Origin of the sequence: Blastococcus jejuensis (genome assembly GCF_039534705.1) — a bacterium.
Lineage (GTDB): Bacteria > Actinomycetota > Actinomycetes > Mycobacteriales > Geodermatophilaceae > Blastococcus_B > Blastococcus_B jejuensis.
Genome location: NZ_BAAAVV010000001.1, coordinates 13,279 through 29,384, shown reverse-complemented (window position 1 = coordinate 29,384; position 16,106 = coordinate 13,279). Strand labels below are relative to the sequence as shown.

15 protein-coding genes, 1 tRNA gene and 1 pseudogene are annotated in these 16,106 nt (G+C 73.9%); 9 read left to right on the top strand and 8 right to left on the bottom strand.

The annotated features are described in order from the left end of the window. The first annotated feature begins 8 nt into the window (after positions 1-8). Positions 9-2,408 carry an alpha/beta hydrolase family protein gene (locus tag ABD644_RS00160; RefSeq protein WP_344686454.1) on the top strand — a complete coding sequence of 800 codons (2,400 nt, stop codon included), beginning with the start codon at positions 9-11 and terminating at the stop codon, positions 2,406-2,408. A 59-nt stretch (positions 2,409-2,467) separates the two neighbouring features. Next, positions 2,468-2,544: transfer RNA gene (locus ABD644_RS00155), tRNA-Met, on the top strand. Between the two features lie 44 nt (positions 2,545-2,588). On the opposite strand, the gene ABD644_RS00150 is transcribed toward ABD644_RS00155, so the two are convergent. The 4 genes from ABD644_RS00150 to ABD644_RS00135 all read right to left on the bottom strand — a co-directional run bounded on the left by ABD644_RS00150 (position 2,589) and on the right by ABD644_RS00135 (position 6,122). Continuing rightward, positions 2,589-4,187, bottom strand: coding sequence for a GMC family oxidoreductase N-terminal domain-containing protein (locus tag ABD644_RS00150; protein WP_344686453.1), 1,599 nt, complete (start codon positions 4,185-4,187; stop codon positions 2,589-2,591). Continuing rightward, positions 4,184-4,852, bottom strand: a complete 669-nt coding sequence (locus tag ABD644_RS00145; RefSeq protein WP_344686452.1) for a DUF5987 family protein — start codon at positions 4,850-4,852, stop codon at positions 4,184-4,186. Before ABD644_RS00145 ends, ABD644_RS00150 begins: the two co-directional genes overlap by 4 nt. Further along, positions 4,849-5,427 carry a hypothetical protein gene (locus ABD644_RS00140; RefSeq protein WP_344686451.1) on the bottom strand — a complete coding sequence of 193 codons (579 nt, stop codon included), beginning with the start codon at positions 5,425-5,427 and terminating at the stop codon, positions 4,849-4,851. The genes ABD644_RS00145 and ABD644_RS00140 overlap by 4 nt, the downstream gene beginning before the upstream one ends. Positions 5,428-5,504: 77 nt before the next feature. Then, positions 5,505-6,122 carry an SRPBCC family protein gene (locus tag ABD644_RS00135; RefSeq protein WP_344686450.1) on the bottom strand — a complete coding sequence of 206 codons (618 nt, stop codon included), beginning with the start codon at positions 6,120-6,122 and terminating at the stop codon, positions 5,505-5,507. A 99-nt stretch (positions 6,123-6,221) separates the two neighbouring features. On the opposite strand from ABD644_RS00135, the gene ABD644_RS00130 reads away from it, so the two are divergent. The 4 genes and pseudogenes from ABD644_RS00130 to ABD644_RS00115 form a co-directional block, all read left to right on the top strand. Next, positions 6,222-7,520, top strand: coding sequence for a cytochrome P450 (locus ABD644_RS00130; protein ID WP_344686449.1), 1,299 nt, complete (start codon positions 6,222-6,224; stop codon positions 7,518-7,520). Then, positions 7,517-7,711, top strand: coding sequence for a ferredoxin (locus ABD644_RS00125; protein WP_344686448.1), 195 nt, complete (start codon positions 7,517-7,519; stop codon positions 7,709-7,711). The genes ABD644_RS00130 and ABD644_RS00125 overlap by 4 nt, the downstream gene beginning before the upstream one ends. 40 nt (positions 7,712-7,751) lie before the next feature. After that, positions 7,752-8,072 carry a GNAT family N-acetyltransferase gene (locus ABD644_RS00120; RefSeq protein ID WP_344686447.1) on the top strand — a complete coding sequence of 107 codons (321 nt, stop codon included), beginning with the start codon at positions 7,752-7,754 and terminating at the stop codon, positions 8,070-8,072. After that, positions 8,069-8,554: pseudogene (locus ABD644_RS00115) on the top strand (DsbA family protein); the annotation flags it as partial. The gene ABD644_RS00120 and the pseudogene ABD644_RS00115, both read left to right, overlap by 4 nt. A gap of 18 nt (positions 8,555-8,572) precedes the next feature. Here ABD644_RS00115 and nhaA read toward each other — a convergent pair. From nhaA to ABD644_RS00095, 4 genes are read right to left on the bottom strand one after another with little or no spacing between them, the layout of a single operon-like run. Continuing rightward, positions 8,573-9,979, bottom strand: a complete 1,407-nt coding sequence (gene nhaA, locus ABD644_RS00110; protein ID WP_344686446.1) for a Na+/H+ antiporter NhaA — start codon at positions 9,977-9,979, stop codon at positions 8,573-8,575. Between the two features lie 10 nt (positions 9,980-9,989). Further along, positions 9,990-10,499, bottom strand: a complete 510-nt coding sequence (locus tag ABD644_RS00105; protein WP_344686445.1) for a VOC family protein — start codon at positions 10,497-10,499, stop codon at positions 9,990-9,992. Positions 10,500-10,559: 60 nt separating this feature from the next. Continuing rightward, positions 10,560-11,699 (bottom strand): cystathionine gamma-synthase, encoded by a 1,140-nt coding sequence (locus ABD644_RS00100; RefSeq protein ID WP_344686444.1) that lies wholly within the window; start codon positions 11,697-11,699, stop codon positions 10,560-10,562. Beyond that, positions 11,696-13,090, bottom strand: coding sequence for a cystathionine beta-synthase (locus ABD644_RS00095; protein ID WP_344686443.1), 1,395 nt, complete (start codon positions 13,088-13,090; stop codon positions 11,696-11,698). The genes ABD644_RS00100 and ABD644_RS00095 overlap by 4 nt, the downstream gene beginning before the upstream one ends. Positions 13,091-13,204: 114 nt before the next feature. Between ABD644_RS00095 and ABD644_RS00090 the strand changes: the two genes are divergently transcribed. Genes ABD644_RS00090 through ABD644_RS00080 form a run of 3 tightly spaced genes read left to right on the top strand, consistent with a single transcriptional unit; the run spans position 13,205 to position 16,080 of the window. Then, positions 13,205-14,218, top strand: coding sequence for an aldo/keto reductase (locus ABD644_RS00090; protein WP_344686442.1), 1,014 nt, complete (start codon positions 13,205-13,207; stop codon positions 14,216-14,218). After that, positions 14,215-14,691 (top strand): XdhC family protein, encoded by a 477-nt coding sequence (locus ABD644_RS00085; RefSeq protein ID WP_344686441.1) that lies wholly within the window; start codon positions 14,215-14,217, stop codon positions 14,689-14,691. The genes ABD644_RS00090 and ABD644_RS00085 overlap by 4 nt, the downstream gene beginning before the upstream one ends. Before the next feature lie 3 nt (positions 14,692-14,694). Further along, positions 14,695-16,080 (top strand): FGGY family carbohydrate kinase, encoded by a 1,386-nt coding sequence (locus ABD644_RS00080; protein ID WP_344686440.1) that lies wholly within the window; start codon positions 14,695-14,697, stop codon positions 16,078-16,080. The last annotated feature ends 26 nt before the right edge of the window (positions 16,081-16,106 follow it).

Genomic DNA, 16,106 nt, shown 5'->3' with positions numbered 1-16,106 from the left:
TGCTGGGCGTGAGCCCTGGGCTGGGTGCGGTCGAGGGCTTCAGCGGCGACGACCTGACCAATCCGGCCGCGGCGGTGGCCGGGGGCGAGGTGCCCTTCGCGGGTCACCACGGCGGCGCGGTCACCGCGCTCGAGCTGCGCATCCACGGTGTGGGGGGAGCGTCGGCGGAGGAGAACCTCGAGACCCCGTCCGTCCTCCAGGTGGCCGGAGACCACCGCGCCGGGTTCTACCGGCCGTGGTTCCCCGGCGGCTCGGCCGCCGGCCGCCCGCGGGTCGAGGCGTACTGCTGGGGCAAGCTGAACTACCAGGCGTCGTGGTCGGCGCTGTGGCTGCTGCTCCTGCCGTTCGGTCTGGTCAACGTCGCGCACTGGGCGCTGCCTGCGGACCGGCATCCCAGGCTGCTCACCGCGTCGCGGGTGGTGCTCCGGCTGCTCGGGCTGGCCCTGACCACCGCCTTCGTCGGCACCACGGCGTACCTGTGCCTGGACGTGCTGGCCTGGCAGGCGGCGCGCTACAACCGGCTGTGGGACTGGCTGGACTTCTTCAGCCAGCGGTCGATCGGGGTGCGGCTGACGCTGGCGGCGGTGCCGGTGCTGCTCGTGATCGCCGGCCTCTGGTGGCTGAGCCACCGGACCCAGGGCGACTACGAAAAGCGGCAGTCGGGCTACGGCGCGCCGGACGAGGACGGCTGGACGCTGTCCAGCAGCTCGTTCTGGTGCGGGGACACACCGCTGAGGCGGCAGCGTCAGGCGCATCTCACCGTCGCGAGCGCGGTGCTGATCGCCGTGCTGGCAATGCCCGCGGCGCCTTTGCCCTGGCTCCGCTGCTCCCTGCTCGTCCTTGCCGGCCTGCTCGCGCTCGGGGCGGTCGTCTGCCTGGCGACGCCGTGGGTCGACCGGGTGACGCAGGGTGGCGCAGACCGGGGCCGCCGCGACACCGTGAGCGAGGCGGTGGCCTGGGGGTCGTTCGGCCTGGCGGCGGCCACCGCCCTGGGGCGCATCTGGTGGCAGCCCACAGTGCTCGACAGGGGGTCCTACGCGGGCGAGCCGGGCGCTGAGGCCATTCCCTACGACGCCCGGTTCCAGGACGTCCTCCTGCTCGTCCCGCTCGGCCTGTGCCTCGTCCTCCTCATCCTCGTGTGGGGCCAGAAGCCGTGGCGCGATGGCAGGCAGTCGCTCGACGTCATGGCGAAGGGGTTCACCCCGGTGGTCGTCGCGCTCCTGGCCTCCCTGGTGGCCGGCGTCTTCGGCAGCACGGTGATCATGTCCGTCGCCAACGTCCTCGCCCGACCGACGGCCACGGAGGAGGGGTCCGGCCGCGGGCTGATCGTGCCCTACGCGGCCTATGCCGGTGGGCTGGCCTTCGCGGTGACGCTGGCCAGCGTGCTCGTGGTGGGGATCGTCCTGGCCGGGAAGCGCCGACGGATGGCCCGGCACGTGCGCGAGTGCGACGGGCTGGGCACGCTCGCGTCGGTGTATGCCGACCGCGGTGCGGCGCATGCCGGGCCCGACTGCCGGAAGGAGGTCGCCGGGACCTGGGCGACGTCGAAGCTGACCGACTCCGGGGCCGGGGGGCTCGTCGGGATCGTCCTGCCCACGGCGGTGGCTCTGGTGGGCTACGAGGCATACCTGCTCGGCGGGGGAGGTGTGGCCTGGCTGGGCGCCGTCGCCCAGTACGGCACCACGATCGGTGTCTTCGTGACGGGCCTGTTCGTCGTGTACCTGCGCTCCGCCCTGACCAGCAGCATCAAGCGCAAGCGGTTCGGGTTCTTCTGGGACGTCGTGACGTTCTGGCCGCGCGCCTGCCATCCCCTCGGCCCGCCCAGCTACGCCGAGCGGTCGGTGCCGGAGGTGGTGACGCGCATCCGGCGGGTGGTCGGTGACGAGGCCCGCGACGGTGGGGACCCTGCCGTCGCGCAGGAGATGGCGGAGTCCTTCCCGCCGGGCGGGATCCGCGAGCCGCACTCGCCGGTGCTGCTCGTGGGGTACAGCCAGGGCTCGGTGATCGCGCACGCGGCCATCGCGCAGCTGCCGGAGGGCGTGCGCCACCGGGTGGCGCTGCTCACGCTCGCGGCGCCCCTGCGGCGGCTCTACGGCCGGGCCTTCCCCGCCTACTTCGGCACCGCGCAGCTCGACGTCCTGCGGAGTCGGCTGTCCACGACGGGCACGGTCCGCTGGATCAACCTGGTCCGGCGCAGCGACTACGTCGGAGGGTGGGTGCTGCAGGACCCCGGCACGAGCGGCGCCGTGCTGGACCGCGAGATCTTCGACCCACCCGTCCTCTGGGCCGACGCGGATCCCGCTCCGCCGCCGATGCACCTGCACAGCGACTGGTTCGCCGACCCGCAGACCAGGCGGTTCGCGAGCGAACTCGCCGGCATCATTTCCCCGCATCCGGCCGGTCCATAGGCGGCGATCGGGTGCCCGCGGCGTCGGTCGAGGACCGACGTGTATCCTGGCAGATGCGACGCGGGGTGGAGCAGCTCGGTAGCTCGCTGGGCTCATAACCCAGAGGTCACAGGTTCGAATCCTGTCCCCGCTACCACTCGCGAGAAGCCCGGCCCCCCAGGGGCCGGGCTTCTCCGTCTCTCAGGCCGAGCCGGGCGCCGGCACCCCGGCGGTCACCGCGATCCCCGCCTCCGCGGCGCAGCGCGCGATGGCGACCGACGCCCGCTCGGCGAGCGCGGCGATGGTCAGCGACGGGTTGACCGTGAGCGAGGTCGGCACCGCGCTGCCGTCGGTCACGAACAGCCCGGGAGAACCGCGCAGCTCGTGGTCGGACGTCAGTGCCGAGGTGGCCGGGTCGTCACCGATCCGGCACGACGACAGCGGATGGGCCGAGAGCGAGGGCTGCCCGCCGACCCAGGAGAGGTGCCGGCCGAGGCCGTCCTTCTCGATGATCGCCCGGATCTCGGCGTCGGACCGCTCCCATCCCCGGAGGGTGGCCGCGTTGGGCCGATAGCTCAGCGTGGTCACCGAGGCGGTCGGCGCCGCGCGCACGAAGTTGCCGGTCGGCGGCGGGGGACCGAAGACTCCCTCGTTGTCGTCCTCGGTCAGCGCCAGCACGGTCAGCCACGACCGCCAGCGGGCGCTGAGCGTCTTCTTGTCCACGCCGAACCACTGCGGCTCCGCGCCGGTGCCGTCCTCCGGCAGGACGTTGGTGATCGAGGGGAAGTAGATCTGCTGGAGCCCGAAACGCTCGAACTCCGGCAGCCGGCCGTCGAGGAAGTCGTAGCTCATGGAGCCGATCGGCTTGCCGATGTGGAAGGCCTCGTAGGCGACCCCCGGCTCCCGCTCCAGGCCCAGCACCGAGCCCAGCTTCTCCTCGTCCAGCACCGCCATCGACACGCGGTCGCCGTTGGGGGAGAAGTACCGGCCCACGGCCGACGGCACGCCGCCCAGGGCCGCTGCCGAGCGCTGCAGGATCACCGGCGTGCCCATGGCCCCGGCCGCCATGATCACGATCTTCGCCTCGATCGAGCCGGCGCCCTGGACGAGCCGGTAGTCGGACGGGTCGACGACGGTGTAGTCGACGCGGTAGCGGTATCCGGGGGTGGTCGCGGGCCCGACCAGCTGCACCTCGTGCAGCGGCCGCACCTGCGCCCCGTGCGCGCGGGCCGCCGGCAGGTAGTTGAGCAGCATCGAGCGCTTGGCGTCGAACCGGCAGCCCGACAGCATCCAGTTGCAGTTGGTGCAGCGCGGCAGGTCGACGGCGAGCGGGACCGGGTTGCAGGTGTGCCCGGCGTTGCGGCACGCCGCCGCCCACACGCCGCCGGCGTAGGGCACGTCGTCCCACGTCTGCTGCGCGACGGGGAGCGTCTCCTCGACCCGGTCGTACCAGGGATCGAGTTCCGCCCGGGTCAGCGCTGCGGGCCACAGCCGCCGGCGGCCGGTGGAGCCGGTGCGGTCGAAGACGAAGGACGGCGCGCGCAGCGACGCGGCGAAGTAGACGACGCTCGAGCCGCCGACGCAGTTGCCGGCGACCACCTGCACGCCGTCGCCGTTGATCAGGTCGACGTACCGGGTGTACGTGCCCACCTGCAGGTCGTGGGCGAAGTCCTCGGTCGCCATCTCCGGGCCGCGTTCGAGCATCACGACCGAGGCGCCACCGGCGGCCAGGTTGTAGGCGGGGATCGCGCCGCCGAAGCCGGTGCCGACGACGACGACGTCGACGGTCTCCACGCTCATGCCGGTTGTCCCGTCCGGGTGGTCCGTGGGTGCGGCCGGGCCAGCCGGCGCCGGTAGGAGAAGACCGGATACCGCCAGAGCCCGTCGGCGTCGGGCTGGGGGAAGTCCAGCCACGCCAGGCCGGGGTGCCCGGACCGGACGGCGTCGGGCGTGCTGAGGTGCCCGGCGGTGTGGAAGGCGAGCATGGCGATCCCGGCCAGGCCGTACCAGACCAGCTGGTCGGGCCGGCCGGTGTCCAGGAGCTGGAGGGCGAGGCCGGTCCGGTGCTCGAACGGCAGGCCCACGAACGGGGGGACGGTGGGGTCGGGCAGCACGCCGACCGTGGCCGCGTACCGGACCGCCTCGGCGTTCAGCCCGGCCGCGAGCGCGGGGACCGCCGGGGCGAGCCCGACCGGCCCGAACCGCATCATGTCGACGGCGCCGGCCTGCACCGCGCCCGGACCGGCCGCGACCCCAGCGATCGCCCGGTCGTCGGGGGACCGCTTCTCGCCGGGAACCATCGTGTCGCTCCAGGCCTCGAGCGTGAGCGTCTCCGCGTCCAGCGACCGGGGCAGCACGTCGGCCCGGGCGGCGGGCATCCGCAGCCCGGTCAGGGGCAGGGTGAGTGCGGCGGCCGACACGATCTGCAGCAGCCGCCGGCGGGAGAGCGCCGCGTCCGAGCTCATCGCACGCAGGTCGGGTCCAGGGGGACGCCCGCGTCGGCCCCGAGGCCGGAGCCCCCGCGGCCGTATGCCCGGAGGTACGCGGCGAGTTCCGGGCTCACCTGCTCGACCGCCCGGGCCGCCTCCGCGATGCCCGCCGGCTGCCCGCCGACGGTCAGGTTGCGCAGCCGCCCGGCCGCCTGGCCGGTGCCCTTGTCGAACCAGTAGCTGCCGTCCCAGCGGACCACCGGCACGTCACCGCGGGAGAACTGCACGCTCCAGTGGTCCCGCTGCCAGTACTGGCACGCCGGGGCGGCCAGGGCCACCCGCGCGGGCTCGGCGAGAGCGAACGCCAGAGCCCCGCCGTTGTCGACGGTGATGTCCCGCTTGGCGTACTCGACGCACAGCGGGTCGTCCGGGTAGGCGGAGAGGTCCGGCGCCTCGCCCTCGCCGAACCGGTGGACCTCGCACTCGTCGGCGAACGGCGGGGCGTAGTACGGGGTCACCGGGGCCCCGCTGTCGGTATGGGCCTGCGCGGCCCCGGCCGTCGTCCCGACGATCAGGGCGGCCACCGGCAGCACGATCGTTCTCCAGCGCATGGAGATGCCTCCGCGGGTCGTCCGGGCCCCGAGCGCGGCCCGTGTGTGACCGGTGCAACGAGGCGGCGGAGCCCTGGTTACTCGTGAGTACGCCGCGCGAGGGCCTCGGCGCGGCCGCGGATGCCGAGCAGCATCCGGCGCGCCATCACGAAGTGCCCGACGTCCATGGCGATCGCCAGCGGCAGGGTGCGCGGCGTCGGGCGGAACCGGTAGCGCACCCGGTTGATCAGCCGGGTCCGGCCCGGCGCGACGCGGTCGAGGACGAACGCGCTGCTGATCGACGCCTCCGGCGCGCGGATCTCCAGGACCAGGCAGCGCCCCGGCTCGACGCGGCGCGCGACGAACCCGCTGCCGTCGGGCGAGGTGGCCAGCACGTCGCCCACCCGCAGGTCCTGCAACTCGGGGACGACGCGGTCCGCGCTGGGCCGCCCGGCGTTGTCGAAGCGGTCGTAGCTGTACCAGCCGCCCCGGCCGTAGGCGCCCATCTGCGCGAGCCAGGGCCAGACCTGCTCGGGCTCGGCGGCGATCTCCACGACGTTCGTGGCGTCGAACCAGGGGCGGTCCACCAGCTCGTCGCCGGGCAGCGGCCGGCCGACCTCCTCCGCGGTGGCGCCCCACCGGGTCTGCCACCGCCGGTACCCGGCGTAGGTGCCCGCCGCCAGGGCGATACCGGCGAGTGCGCGACGACCGTCCACCCGAGCCTCCTCGTCCCGTCGCGACGGGGGTGTTGTGCTGGTCGGCAACTCTTCTCTAGCGTTCCGGTCACCGTTGACCGTTTCCCAGGGAGGACCCCCGTGTCCGTGGACGCCGCCGCCCCGATCGACCCCGCCGGCATCGATCTGGACAGCATCGACCTGTCCGACCGGGATTTCTGGGTCCGCCCGCCTGCCGAGCGGCACGCGGTGTTCGACCTGCTCCGCCGCGAGCGGCCCTTCGCGTTCTTCGCCGAGCCCGAGGTGCCGATGCTCGAGCCCGGCCCCGGGTACTTCGCGGTCACCCGCTACGCCGACCTGGAGGCGATCAGTTCCCAGCCGGCGATCTTCTGCTCGGGCCAGGGTGCGGTGTCCATCCAGGACATCCCGACCGATCTCAACGAGTTCTACGGCTCGATGATCAGCATGGACGACCCGCGGCACGCCAAGATCCGGCGGCTGGTGTCCAAGACGTTCACGCCGCGGATGCTCGAGCGGGTGCTCGACTCGGTCCGCGAGATCGTCGCCGACGTGCTCGCCGCGGCCCGCCGGAAGGCCGAGGCCGGTGACGGGACCATCGACGTCGTCGCCGACATCGCCGCCCCGATCCCGCTGCGGGTCATCTGCGACATGATGGGCGTCCCCGAGGCCGACCGGGCGATGGTGCTGGCGCAGTCCAACATCATCCTGTCCGGCGGGGACCCGGAGCTCGTCGAGGACCAGGACGACCCGCTCACCGCGTTCCTCGTGGCCGGCATGGAGCTCGCCGGGCTCATGGAACGGCTGGCGGCCGAGCGGCTGGCCGAGCCGCGCGACGACCTGACGACGGCGCTGGTGACCACCGAGGTCGACGGCGAGAAGCTCTCCCACCAGGAGATCGCGTCGTTCTTCATCCTCCTGCTCGTCGCCGGCAACGAGACCACGCGCAACGCGATCAGCCAGGGCATCCTCGCGCTCTCGGAGCACCCCGACCAGCGCGCCCGCTGGATGGCAGACCCGTCGATCGACCGCACGGCCGTCGAGGAGATCGTCCGCTGGGCGAGCCCGGTCACCTGGATGCGCCGCACCGCGACCCAGGACGGCGAGCTGCACGGGCACCGGTACTCGGCCGGCGACAAGTTCCTGCTCTTCTACGGCGCCGCGAATCGCGACCCGGAGGTCTTCGCCGACCCGCAGCGCTTCGACCTGACGCGCGACCCGAACCCGCACGTCGGGTTCGGCAGCAAGGGGCCGCACTTCTGCCTCGGCGCGCACCTGGCCCGCCGCGAGATCACGGTGACCTTCCGGATGCTGTTCGACCTGCTGCCCGACCTCGAGGTCGCCGGGGAGCCGGACCGGCTGCGGTCCTCGTTCGTCAACGGCATCAAGCGGTTGCCCGCGCGGCTCGGTCCGGCCCGATGACCCGCGTCGAGCTCGACCCGGAGCGGTGCGTCGGCTCGGGCACCTGCGAGATGTTCGCGCCCGACGTCTTCGAGGTCGGTGATGACGGCGTCGTCCACGTGCTGGTCCCGGCGTTCGACGGCGCGGAACCCGACGAGGTCCGCGAGGCGGTGCAGGCCTGCCCCACGCAGGCCCTCTCCCTGGTCGACTGACCCCGGAACACCGGTCGCCGCAGCCGGGTTGACCGTCGGCATGAGTGACTCGACCGAGCAGGCGGAACAGGCCGAGCTGACCGTCCGCGACGTCCCCGACGAGCACCGGTACGAGATCCGCGAGGGCGAGCGCGTGCTCGGCATCGCGGTCTACCGCCGCCGCGGCGACATCACCGAGTTCCTGCACACCGAGGTCGATCAGGACGCCGGGCGCCCGGGGGTCGGCGGGACGCTGGTGCGCGCGGCGCTCGACGACGTCCGGGCCCGCGGCGGCTCGGTGGTGCCGAGCTGCCCGTTCGTGCGTGGCTGGATCGACCGGCACGGCGAGTACGCCGACCTCGTCGTCCGCTCCGACTCGTGAGCGAGGCCGGCTTCGACGAGGCGACCGAGCACGTCTACGGCGACCCCGGCGCGCCGGTGACCGTCGTCGAGTACGGCGACTTCGAGTGCCCGTACTGCGCGGCCGCCGCCCCCGTCCTGCGGCAGCTCGTCGACGAGTCGGGTGGCCGGGTGCGGCTGCTCTTCCGCAACTTCCCGCTGCCCGGGGTCCATCCGCACGCGCTCACCGCCGCCCTGGCGGTCGAGGCCGCTGGGGCGCAGGGCGCCTACTGGGAGATGCACCACCTGGTCTTCGGCAAGCAGGAGCGCCTCGACGACCGGTCGCTCGAGGCCTACGCCGACCACCTCGGACTCGACGGCAGCCGGGTCGTCGGCGAGGCCGCGCAGGTGTTCGGCGACAAGGTGGAGGCCGACTTCTCCGCCGGGCTCGACGAGGGCGTGGTCGGCACCCCGACGCTGATCATCGACGGCGAGCCCTACCTGGGTCGGGTCGAGATCGGTGCCCTGCGCCGGGCGGTCGGGTCAGGGAACGGGATGCTCGGTGCCGGCCCGGCTGGGGACGCCGGGAGCGACCCAGGGCCGCGGCGGCAGCGACGGTGGCCCTTCGGTGCCCGGCGAGCAGAGCGGGAACCGCTCGCCGAGGAACCGCAGCAGGACGACGCCGAGGACCGCGGCGGCCACTGACCCGGCCAGGATCCCGATGGTCGCCTGCTCGCGCAGCGTCTCGTCGGCGAAGGCGAGGTCGGCGATGAACAGCGAGATCGTGAACCCGATCCCGGCCAGGGTCGCGCCGGCCATCAGGTGCGACCAGCGCACCCCGCCGGGCAGGATCCCCCAGCCGGTGCGCAGCGCGACGGCGGCGCCCACCGTGATGCCCACGGCGTTGCCGACGAGCAGGGCGACGACGACCCCGAGGGTGACCGGCGAGGCGGCCGCCGCCCGGAGCGTCTCGGCGTCGAGGGAGACCCCGGCGTTGGCCAGCCCGAACACCGGGACGACGCCGTACGCGGTCCACCGGTGCAGGGCGTACTGCAGTCGCGCGTTGGCCGGGACGGTGGCGGCCACCGCCATCGAGGCCAGGGCGGCGCGCTCGGCGTCGGGCCGCTCGCGCAGCGCGCGCCCGTAGACCTTGAGGCGGTCGATCACCGCCTGCTCCGGCGGCCGGGAGGGCAGCACCAGGCCCAGCACGACGCCGGCCAGCGTGGCGTGCACCCCCGAGGCGTGCACCGCCAGCCACAGCGCGACGCCGGCGACCAGGTAGGGCGTCAGCCGCCAGATCCCGGCCCAGCGCAGCCCCAGCAGGACCAGCACGAGCACCCCGGAGACGGCGAGGGGCGCCAGGTGGAGGTCGCCGCTGTAGAACAGCGCCATCACCGAGATCGCGCCGATGTCGTCGACGATCGCCAGGGTCAGCAGGAACAGCCGCAGCCGGTCGGGGCAGCGCGGGCCGAACAGCGCCAGGATGCCGAGCACGAACGCGGTGTCGGTCGACATGACGACGCCCCAGCCGGCGCTGGCCGGCCCGGACGGGTTGAACGCCAGGTAGACCAGCGCGGGGACCAGCAGCCCGCCGAGTGCCCCCAGCGCCGGGGCCATCACGTTGCGGCGGTCCCGCAGCTCACCGGTGGCCACCTCGCGGGTGATCTCCAGGCCCACGACCAGGAAGAACAGCGCCATCGCGGCGTCGTTCACCCAGTGCTGCAGGTCCATGGTCAGCGCGACGTCGCCGACCCCGAGGGTCGCCGTCGTCGCCCAGAACGAGTCGTAGCTGGTGGCCCAGAGCGAGTTCGCCCAGGCGAGGGCGAGCACCGTCGCGGCCAGGAGCAGCGCCGACCCGCCGGCCTCCGTGCCCACGTAGAGCCGGGAGCCGGGGGAGAGGGTCGGCAGCGAGACCCGCGGGGTGGGACCGGGACGAGGGGGCTGGCTCACCGGCGGAGAGCTACAGGACCTGCTGGCCGTACATCTCGCCGAGCGGATCGGCGATCAGCTCGATGCGGGCGCCGTCGGGGTCGCGGAAGTAGACCGAGACCCCGCTGTGCACCTCGTGCGGCACCCCGGCCTCGGTGAGCCGCCCGACCAGCGCCTCCCAGCGGGCGGGCTCGACGCTGATCGCCATGTGGTGCAGCCCGCCGAGCACCTCGGCGTACGGGCCGACGTCGAGACCCGGGAAGTCGAAGAAGGCCAGGAGGTTGCCGTTGCCGATGTCGAAGAAGAAGTGCGAGGACCCCGGGTAGTCGCGGTTCTCGATCAGCTCGGTGAGCGGGAAGCCCAACACGTCCTGGTAGAAGCGGACCGTCCGCTCGACGTCGCTGCTGATCAGGGCGGTGTGGTGCAGGCCCCGGGCGGTCGAGGCGGGACGTTCCCCGGCCGGCTTCAGGTGGTCCGTGCGGATGCGGTCGCGCTCGGCGGTGATCGCGGTGAGGTCCGGGGGGCTCTGCGTCGTGCTCATGGCGATCTCCAACCGCGGCGGCAGGGTTCTGCTTCCCGGATTCTGCCCGGTCGGCGAGGGTCAGCCCAGCGCCTGCTCCAGGTCGGCGAGCAGGTCGTCGACGTCCTCGATGCCGACCGACAGCCGGACCAGGTCGCCGGGCACCTCCAGCGGTGAACCCGCGGCGCTGGCGTGCGTCATCCGGCCCGGGTGCTCGATCAGCGACTCGACGCCGCCGAGCGACTCGGCCAGCGTGAACAGCTGAGCCCGTTCGCATACCTTCAGCGCCGCATCCTCGCCGCCGGCCAGCCGGAACGAGACCATCCCGCCGAAGCCTGACATCTGCCTCGCGGCGACGTCGTGCCCGGGGTGGTCGGGCAGGCCGGGGTACAGCACCGTCGCGACGGCGGGGTGGTCGAGCAGGAACTCGGCGACCCGTGCGGCATTGGCGCAGTGCCGGTCCATGCGGACGCCGAGGGTCTTGAGGCTGCGCAGCACCAGCCACGAGTCGAACGGGCTGGCCACCGCGCCCATCGCGTTGTGGTTGTACGCCAGCCGCTCGCCGAGAGCCGGGTCCGAGGTGACCAGCGCGCCCCCGACCACGTCGGAGTGCCCGCCGAGGTACTTCGTCGTCGAGTGGACGACGACGTCCGCGCCGAGCGTGAGCGGCCGCTGCAGGTAGGGCGAGGCGAAGGTGTTGTCGACGACGAGCAGCGCGCCGGCCTCGTGGGCGACCGACGCCGTCCGCGCGATGTCGGTGATGTTCAGCAGCGGGTTGCTCGGCGTCTCGCACCAGACCACCCGCGTCGTCGGGCGCATCGCCGCGCGCAGCGCGTCGGGGTCGTCGAGGTCGGTGGGCGTGTACTCCAGGCCCCACTCCGACAGCACGCGGGAGATCAGCCGGAACGTGCCGCCGTAGGCGTCCCCGCCGAGGACGACGTGGTCCCCGGGACGGCAGACCGTGCGCAGCAGGGTGTCCTCGGCGGCCAGCCCGGAGGCGAAGGCCAGCGCCGTCGCGCCCTCCTCCAGTGCGGCCAGCGCCTCGTGCAGGGTCGTCCGGGTCGGGTTGCCGCTGCGGCTGTACTCGTAGCCGCCGCGCAGCCCGCCGACGCCGTCCTGCTTGTAGGTCGTGGTCAGGTGCAGGGGGAGGATCACCGCGCCGGTCGCCGCGTCGGGCTCCTGGCCGGCGTGGATGGCGCGGGTGTTGAAGCCCTGGGTCATGAGCCGACCGTAGGCGCGAGCCCGGCGAGATGACCGAGCACGTCCTGGCGGGTGACCACCCCGGCCGGCTTCCCGTCGACGTGCACGAGCAGCGCGTCGGCCGAGCCGAGGGCGCCGACGGCGGCACCCACCGGCTCGCCGGAGCCGATGATCGGCAGCGGCGGCGACATGTGCTTCTCGACCCGGTCGGCGAGGTTCGCCGTCCCGGCGAAGAGCGCGTCGAGCAGCGTCTTCTCGTCGACCGAGCCGACCACCTCGCCGGCGGTCACCGGCGGCTCGGCCCGCACCACCGGGAGCTGGCTCACGCCGTACTCCCGCAGGATGTCGATGGCGTCGCGGACGGTCTCGTTGGGGTGGGTGTGCACCAGCGTCGGCCGCTCGCCGGACTTGGCGCGCAGCACGTCACCCACCGTCTCGCCGGCGGCCACGTCGAGGAAGCCGTAGTCGGCCATCCACTGGTCGCTGAAGATCTTGTTCAGGTAGCCGCGCCCGCCGTCGGGGAGCAGCACCACGACGACGTCGTCCCTGGTCAGCTTCTCGGCGGCGCGCAGCGCGGCGACGACGGCCATGCCGCACGAGCCGCCGACGAGCAGCCCCTCCTCGCGGGCGAGCCGGCGGGTCATCGCGAACGAGTCGCCGTCGGAGACGGCGATGATCTCGTCGGCGATCTCCCGGTCGTAGGTCGACGGCCAGAAGTCCTCGCCGACCCCCTCGACGAGGTAGGGCCGGCCCGTTCCCCCGGAGTACACCGAGCCCTCGGGGTCGGCGCCGACGATCGTGACCCGGCCGCCCGAGGCCTCCTTCAGGTAGCGCCCGGTGCCGCTGATCGTGCCGCCGGTGCCCATGCCGGTGACGAAGTGCGTGATCCGGCCGTCGGTCTGCGCCCAGATCTCCGGTCCGGTCGTCTCGTAGTGCGACTGCGGGTTGGCCGGGTTGGAGTACTGGTCGGGCTTCCAGCCGCCGGGGGTCTCGCGGGCCAGCCGGTCGGAGACCGAGTAGTAGCTGCGTGGGTCCGACGGGTCGACGGCGGTGGGGCACACGACCACCTCGGCGCCGTAGGCCTTCAGGACGTTGATCTTGTCCTGGGACACCTTGTCGGGGCAGATGAAGATGCAGCGGTAGCCGCGCTGCTGGGCGACCAGGGCGAGCCCGATGCCGGTGTTGCCGCTGGTCGGCTCGACGATCGTGCCGCCGGGCTTCAGCTCACCGCTGGCCTCCGCCGCGTCGACCATCCGGACGGCGATGCGGTCCTTCACCGAGCCGCCCGGGTTGAGGTACTCGACCTTGGCCAGCACCAGGGGCGCGTCCGGACCGAGGTGCTCGGTGACCTTCGTGAGCCGGACCAGCGGGGTGTTGCCGACCAGGTCCACGACGGACTCGGCGTACTGCACGGGGCCCTCCTCGCCGGGCGCCGACCACCGGCACCCGGCCCCATCCCATCAGACGGGAGGCCGGTGCCGACGTCCCCGTGTGTTCGGCGGAGCCGGGTGGACGAGGATGTGGGCATGACCTCAACAGTCGGGACCCGCACCCTCGGCCGGAACGGCCTGACCGTCTCCGCGCTCGGACTCGGTTGCATGGGGATGAGCCAGTCGTACGGACCGGCCGACCGGACGGAGTCGATCGCGACCGTGCACCGCGCGCTCGACCTCGGCGTCACGTTCCTCGACACCTCCGACTTCTACGGCCTCGGGCACAACGAGGAGCTCGTCGGGGAGGCGATCGCGGGCCGCCGCGACGAGGTGCAGCTGGCCACCAAGTTCTCGCTGGCCATCGGTCCCGACGGCAAGCGCCGGGTCGACGGGCGGCCGGAGTACGTGAAGTCCTGTGCCGAGGAGAGCCTGCGCCGGCTCGGCGTCGACGTCATCGACCTCTACTACCAGCACCGGGTCGACCCGCAGGTGCCGATCGAGGACACCGTGGGCGCGATGGCCGAGCTCGTGGCGCAGGGCAAGGTCCGCCACCTGGGTCTGTCGGAGGCCAGCGCGGCCTCGATCCGGCGGGCCGCGGCGGTGCACCCGATCGCCGCGCTGCAGAGCGAGTGGTCGCTGTGGACCCGCGACCTGGAGATCTCGGGGGTGCTCGGCGTGGCCCGCGAGCACGGCATCGGCATCGTGCCGTTCAGCCCGCTGGGCCGCGGGTTCCTCACCGGCGCGATCACCAGCCCCGCGGACTTCGGCGACGACGACTTCCGCAAGAACCAGCCCCGCTTCCAGGGCGAGGCCTTCCAGGCGAACCTGCGGCTGGTCGAGGCCGTGCGGGACCTCGCCGCGGAGAAGGGTGTGACGGCCGGTCAGCTCGCGCTGGCCTGGGTGCTCGCGCAGGGCGACGACGTCGTCCCCATCCCGGGCACCAAGCGCCGGACCTACCTGGAGGAGAACGCCGCCGCGACCGCGATCGAGCTCACCGGCGACGACCTGGCCCGGCTCGAGGCGATCGCGCCGCCGGGGGCCGCGGAGGGCACCCGCTACCCCGATGCCGGCTACGCCTACGGCGACAGCCCGGAGCGTCCGGCGTGAGCGCCGACCGGCTGCTGGTGGCCGTGTTCGCGTCCTCGACGGCGGAGGTGCTGCTGCGCTGGGGCGCCGAGCTCGGCTTCCGGACGGTGCTGGTCGAACCGGGCGACGCAGCGGTGGAGGTGCGGGCCGACCGGACGGTGCGCGGTTTCGCCGAGCTCGAAGACGAGCTGGCGGCCGGTACCGCCGACGTCGTGGTCACCGACCACCACCGCGACGAGCTCGGCGAGCTGCTGCGCGACGCCCTGGCGCACCCGGCCCGCTGGGTCGGCGTGATGGGCAACCCTCGGCAGGAGGGCCCGCACGTCGCGGCGCTGACCGCGCTCGGGGTGCCGGCCGAGGAGATCGCCCGCGTGCACCGGCCGATCGGCCTGGACATCGGGTCCAAGCAGGCGGCCGAGATCGCCGTCTCGACGCTGGCCGGCCTGCTCGCCGACCGCAACGGACGCCCGGGCGGGTTCGCCCACGGCGGCTGATCGGTGTCCGGGGTCCTGCTCGGCGCCGATCTGGGCACGAGCGGGCTGAAGCTGGTCGCGCTCGACGAGGCCGGCTCGGTCGTCGCCGAGACCGAGGCCGGGTATCAGGTCCACCACCCCGCGCCCGACCGTGCCGAGGGCGACGTCGGGGAGTGGCGCGCCGCGTTCGGCGACGCGCTCGCGGCGCTGCTGCCGCAGCTGGGTGGGGCCCCGGTGCGGGCCGTCGGGCTGTCCGGCCAGATGCACGGCGCGGTGCTCGTCGACGCCGCCGGCGCGGCGCTGCGCCCCGCGCTGCTGTGGCCCGACCGCCGGGCGACGGCGGAGGTCGCGCGCTGGCGCGAGCTGCCGACCCCCGACCGCGCCGGGCTGGCCAACCCGCTGGTGCCGGGCATGACCGGGCCGATGGCGGCCTGGCTCGCCCGGCACGAGCCCGGTGCGGTGGACGCGGCGGCCGCGCTGCTGCTGCCCAAGGACGCGCTGCGGGCCGCGCTGCTGCCGGGCACCGACCCGCGGGTCACCGACCGCAGCGACGCCTCGGCGACCCTGCTCTGGGACGTGGTGGCCGACCACTGGTCCGCGGCGGCTGTGGAAGCCGCGGGCATCTCGCCGTCCATGCTGCCGGTGGTGCGCGCCTCCACCGACGTCGCGGGGGTGCTGACCGGCCCGCTCGAGGGCGTGCCTGTCGTCGTCGGAGGCGCGGACACACCGCTGGCGCTGCTCGCGCTCGGGCCGGCGGACGGGATCGTGGTCAACCTCGGTACCGGCGCGCAGGTGCTCCGCCCCGGCGCGCCACCGCAGCCGGCCGACGACCCGCCGGTGCACACCTACGCCGACGTCGACGGCGGCTGGTACGCCATGGCCGCCCTGCAGAACGCGGGTTCGGCCTGGCAGTGGGTCTGCGACGTGCTCGGGCTGAGCTGGGCGGACCTGTTCGCCGCCGCGGCGGCCGCGCCTTCCGGTGCCGGCGGCGTCGTGTTCCGGCCGTTCCTCACCGGTGAGCGAGGCGGTGTCGCGGGGCCGGACGACCGTGGTGGCTGGACCGGCCTCTCCGCCGGCACCACCCGGGCCGAGCTGGCCCGGGCCGCCGTGGAGGGCGTCGTCTTCGCGATCGCCTCGGCCGCCGCGCTGCTCGACGTGCCTGACGGCCTGGTGCTGCTCAGCGGTGGGGGCGCCCGCTCCGCCCTGGTGCCGCAGCTGCTCGCCGACGTGCTCGACCGGCCGGTGCGGCCGGTGTGGCTCCGCAGCGCCTCTGCTGTGGGCGCCGCCCTGCTGGCCGCCCGCGGTGCGGGCCTGGAGGTGGCGCCGGCCGGACCCTCCGGCGCCGAGCTGGCGCCGCGCAGCGAGCCCCTGCTGACGGGCGCGTACGCGGAGTGGACGGAGACCCGGTAGATTCCACTAGAACGCTCTTGTGTTGA